Here is a 5020-nt window from a genome sequence, read left to right as displayed (position 1 = left end):
CGAAATTTCAGGGAGCCAAGGTGCGCAAAAACATAAAATACCTAATTTACAAGTTTCTTTTAGGCAATGTCTTTTTGGCAGTTTTTTTGATTTCATTTTACGTTGCTTCATTGCACCTCTCAAAACTTTTAAATGTTAATATAGTAGACCTTTTGAAGGGATATTTTTTATTCCCGGGCGATATTCGTCTGCCTTTTACGACGGTAATTCTTGAGTTATTTTCCTTCTATATCAGTAGCAGTTTGAGCGATTTTTATGTCAAAGGCATCGATCGCAAACTTAATGTTATATTTTTCATCGCCTTTGCGACGATAGGAATTTTAGCTCTTACCGCCATCATTCTTATCGCGACATTTGGTTTTATGATATATGGTATGGATTTAGATAAAAAACTAATGGCAATTTTATCCGCCGCGGCATTATTCATGGGCATCTGCTCAACGGTATATTTATTTCGCAAAAGCGATTACGAGCTCGGTAAATTTTTACAAATCATCAGCCGAAAAAGAAGCGGGGAGATCGATAAAAAGCTATTCCCTATCTTGCTGCTTATTATATCTGCAACTTGGTTAGGTCTTATCTTTTTTGCATCTAGATAAAACTAAGCGCCTAGTTTAAATTTCGTCCGTATGCGCTAAATTTAATAGGCGTAAATCGCTCGCACGGCGCGACAAAATTTTAAAGCACGAAATACTTTTTTATTAAAATTTAAACCTACGCATTATAATTGCAGGAATTAAAAAGGACGGCAATTGGATATGAAAAAACATATATTAATCGCGATTTTAGGCTTACTTTGCGCCTTTATAGATATTAATTACATAGGTTTTCTTATCGCATTAAATTTGATAGTAGTCTTGGTTTGCGTCGCTTTTCCTTTTATGAAAAAGAACTATATATTTTTTCTACTGCTTGTCGTAAATTTAGCTTTGTATTTGAATAATATCTACACCCCTTTTGAAAAGCCCGAGCTTTGGACTTATAGCATACCTGCGCTGGCAAATGCGACATATGTATTAGTAGCGCTAGTTTATGCTTCGGGATTTGTCGCTTTTGTCCCGCTTGCAGCATATATCTATTTTTTATATTCGCTCTGCGTCGTTGCCTGCAGCATACGTGAAAAATTTCAAAGCTTACGCTAAATTTGCGATCAAAATTTTAAGCCGCTATTGCGTATAATTTCGCAGAATTTTAAGGATTACGTATGAAAATATATTTCTACAAATTACTTCTAGGCATCTTACTGACGGGCATATTCTCGTTCTCGCTCGGCTTTACTTTATCGCACGTAGGTATCATATTGAATGCAGTTTTTGGCGTACCGCTATTGCCCTACGCTCCCTTTAAAGTCGAGCTCGCAAAAGCTATCTTAACGATAATCTCCGCATTTTATATCGCTGATAAAATTATTAATTTTCGCATTTTAGGTATCGATTGTAAGCTAAATTTTATATTTTTTATTGCCTTTTCGACGATAGGCGTGATTATCGTTTCTTTTCTGTCTTTGTTTTTGATTTTCGGCATGATCGTATGGCAGAAATCTGATACGGCATTTGCGGCGATGTGCCTATCCCTCGGATCGATTTGGACCGCTTGGCTATTTCATATCAGCGGATACAAGCTTGGGGCTTTCTTGCAAAATTGCAGCCCTAAAAGGAAATATAATATAGATAAAGTGCTAGTGTTCGTCATAATAATAGTAGTTGCGCTGATTTTTATATCGGCAGTAATATAAACCTTTCATTTTAAAATTTTAAACCAGCCGTAGAATTCGTTCGCTTCCAGGTGCGGATCGCCCGCGCGGGAGATGAAAAGCGGCTGTAGCGCGGAATTTGCTCTAAAATTTCCCCCGTCCCTCATCTGCGCGCTGTAAAAAATAAGCGCGTGGCTTGCAAACTGCGCGAACTCGTCAAACGAACTCGCCCCCGCTTCTATCATCGTGACTTTCGCGTCCGCAGGCAGCGCGGGCGAGACCTCCACCTTGCGATCAGCGACGCCGAAAAGCGGAATGCTCGCATCAAAATCCGAAAGCGCACGGTGCGAGTGGATCCACACATCGGGGGCGTGTAACTCTAGATTTTGCGGCGCGGCACACGCGTCTAGCGCCAGCATATCGGCCCTGCCTGCCGAAGCGCTAATTTCATCAAATTTAGCCGCACGCACGTCCAGCGTCGGTCTGTCGGCGCGCACGGTCTGTCCGCCCACGCCTACGTAATCGCACACACCGCGCAGCTCGTGTACGAACGCGCGCTGCTTCTCGCTGCCGATCCGCCCATGCACCGCGCCGTTTAGCGTGACGTTGATTTTGATGAAGCAAAAGCCGCCCTCGCGCGCCAAATAAAACGGCTCCGCAAGCTCCGCCGCCGCGGCAGAGCAAACGTCAAATTTCACCTCTATGCCCCTGCGGCGTAAAATTTCCGCACCGCCCGCAGCCTGTGCGTTCGTATCGCGCGTGCCGATTACCACGCGCGACAGTCCGAGCTGCGCCAAAAGCTCGGCGCAAGACGGGGTCTTGCCGCGGTGTGCGCAGGGCTCAAGCGTGACATAGGCGCAAGCGCCGCGCAAAAGCCTGCCGTGGCGGTTTAAGATAAAATCGTAGGTGAAGCTCGGCTTCAAGAGCGCGCTTTTTAGGGCTTTTGTGTTTTGAAATTTAACGCCGAATTTGCGGGCGTATTCGCGAGCGAAATCCTGCGCGAAATTTGCGTCCAGATCGCACAGCGCGGCGAAAACGGTGTTTGCCTCGGCATGCAAAAAGCCCGCCTTTTTATGCGCGCCTATGCCAAGAACTCTGCCGCTCTTATCCAGCAGCGCGCAGCCCACGGCGGGGTTGGGTAGCGCCAGAGCCTGATAGCGCCACGCAGCCCGCAGCGCCAAATCCATGTAAAATTCGTCGTTCATACAAAATCCAAAATTTAAATTATCCCGCTCCGCCGCGCTTGCTTAGCAAAATTACGGCAGAGCGGAGAACTCGCCTACTCCCAGCAAATCGCGCCTCGGGCGCAAACCGCTTGCCCGCCTACGTTCGCCCGTGCCGTACCGATTCGCCGACTTACATTCCAAATACATTTGCTGCTACAAGCCTCGCTTTAAGCGCCAAATTTATCAAAGTACAAGCACGCGCCGTATGTATTGGTGCGAAATTCCGTAAAGATACAAAACTGCGAAATCTTACCACAGGTTTTAGAATTTTATCCTAAATCGTAAATTTTGCGGCGTCCGTTTCGCGCGCCAAAATTTTCGCCTATCGTGTAAATGAGTGCATCGATAGCGCGCAAACGCTAATTTTGCGAAGCAAAATTTTAATGAAGCGCTAGGGCAAAGCCGCGAGCGGGTGCGAATATGAAATTTCAAAAGCCGCGGCTTGATTTCAGCTCAAATTCAGGGGGGGGGGTAGAATTACATAATTTTTTTTCAAAGGATTAAAATGTCTGAACAACCGACCGTTCAACCCCAATCAAACGTGCTTGGGATACTCTCCATAGTTTTCGCGATTTTAGGGATCTTTTTCCTAGGGATCGTCTTTGTTCCGCTTGCGTTTTTGTGCGCGATCGCCGCGACCTATCAAGCCGTCAAAAAGCAAGCCTCGCTCGTAATAGCGATATTAGCGTGGATCCTTACGATCGTAGGGCTCATGACCTCGCCCGTACTGCTAGCCACGATCGGCATCTCCGCTTCGTAGCCGCAAATACCTGCGCCGCTTGGCGGAATTTTAATTATCTGATGGACGGTGCGCAAGCCTCCGCCCGCAGAGTTTTAAAACGTAAATTTATGAGCGGAATTTCCCGCTTTGCTATGGATTTTGCCTTGCGAGTTTTGCGTGCTGTCTATGTCTCGCGACACGGAATTTTCCGCACCGCTTTGCGTAAAATTTTGCGGCGCGCCTTACTCGATTTTGATTTTCGCGTTCTCGCCGAAATTTTATCGCCAAAGCAAAACCGCCGAAATTTTATAAAAAGCTTTATCGATGAAATTTTGCAATCAAGCCGCACTTGCAAATAGTTACTAGGGGCACGATCGCGATACGGACGCCGCAAAGCTCGCAGGTGCAATATTCTGGTGCGGACGGTAAAATCTAAATTTATGGCAAAGCGTAAAATTTAAAATTCTACTTTGCGGTAAAAGGCGTGGAATTTTACCGCGCCTAAAAGAGCGCGTAAATTTTAAATTTAGCCGCTTTCGAGCGCGACGTAAAATTCTAAAGCAACGCGCAAGCGTCACGCAAAACTTACCTTTTAACGGTGCGGTGTGAAATTCCAAAACGGCACGCGCGGCATGGGAATTAAAAATTTGCACAGCAGCAATCGCCGCGAAGCTTGCTTTTTAGCGGTACGATCTGAAATTTCAAAGCGCCGCCCGGTGGCGTAAAAATTATCTTTTGTCGGCGCGATCTGAAATTTCAAAACAAACAAGCGGTGCTGGAATTTTAAAATTTTGCGCCGAGCGCCGCGAGAGATCAAAAGCAACCGACAGCGGCAAATTTTTAAAAAATCCAAATTTAACATGCTCGCGTGCCCATGCGACGCAACAAGGCGGTGCTGCGGGCACGTCCGCGCGAGAGGCTCATATTTACCGAAATTTTCGCTCTGCCCGCAGCACGCGCGCTCGTATCACATGCCGATAATCGCGGGCGCAAGCTCCGCTGAAAGCTTGGCGAAACGGCGTTTCGCCGCGGTGCGCATGCGAACAATTGCAACGCAGAAATGCTTTCGTGCGATACGATCAAGCTCAACGCGAAAGGCTTGCGCGCGGTATGTGTTTTTGAAAGCCGCACCGAATATCGCGCGCCAAATTAAAAAGCGAGGCAAGATGCCGCGAACCGTGCATCGCTCGCGATAGACGCAATACTTAAAAGCGCGCAAAAAGCAAGGCAAATCCAAATTAGCCTCGCCGCTTTAGCTTAAAATTTAAGTCTACGCTTCTCAAACACTACACCCCAAAGCCCTACATGCAAAATTTTAAAAATCTGCGCCGCTACCACTGCACGTAGGTTCGCGCCTTTTTGATCTCGTCAAGTCGCACG

5 protein-coding genes are annotated in these 5020 nt (G+C 46.5%); 4 read left to right on the top strand and 1 reads right to left on the bottom strand.

Going from position 1 to position 5020, the window contains the following annotated elements:
* From Q0140_RS01245 to Q0140_RS01235, 3 genes are all read left to right on the top strand, one after another.
* Window positions 1–599, top strand: a 599-nt coding sequence (locus Q0140_RS01245; protein ID WP_297960806.1) for a hypothetical protein, incomplete at its 5' end; no start/stop codon positions are given.
* 159 nt (window positions 600–758) lie between these two features.
* Window positions 759–1142, top strand: a complete 384-nt coding sequence (locus Q0140_RS01240) for a transporter (protein WP_297960804.1) — start codon at window positions 759–761, stop codon at window positions 1140–1142.
* Between the two features lie 62 nt (window positions 1143–1204).
* Entirely contained in the window at window positions 1205–1735 is a 531-nt protein-coding gene (locus tag Q0140_RS01235) for a hypothetical protein (protein ID WP_297960801.1), read from the top strand.
* 5 nt (window positions 1736–1740) lie between these two features.
* Here Q0140_RS01235 and ribD read toward each other — a convergent pair whose 3' ends face one another.
* Window positions 1741–2898 (bottom strand): bifunctional diaminohydroxyphosphoribosylaminopyrimidine deaminase/5-amino-6-(5-phosphoribosylamino)uracil reductase RibD, encoded by a 1158-nt coding sequence (ribD, locus tag Q0140_RS01230; RefSeq protein ID WP_297960798.1) that lies wholly within the window; start codon window positions 2896–2898, stop codon window positions 1741–1743.
* Between the two features lie 526 nt (window positions 2899–3424).
* Between ribD and Q0140_RS01225 the strand changes: the two genes are divergently transcribed.
* Window positions 3425–3679: a hypothetical protein gene (locus tag Q0140_RS01225; protein ID WP_069435689.1), complete on the top strand. Its 255-nt coding sequence runs from the start codon at window positions 3425–3427 to the stop codon at window positions 3677–3679.
* Window positions 3680–5020 lie beyond the last annotated feature (1341 nt).

The organism is uncultured Campylobacter sp. (genome assembly GCF_938045405.1).
In the GTDB taxonomy this organism is placed as follows: domain Bacteria; phylum Campylobacterota; class Campylobacteria; order Campylobacterales; family Campylobacteraceae; genus Campylobacter_B.
Note: the sequence above shows the minus strand (reverse complement) of the source record. Positions and strands in the feature narration are given on the sequence as shown.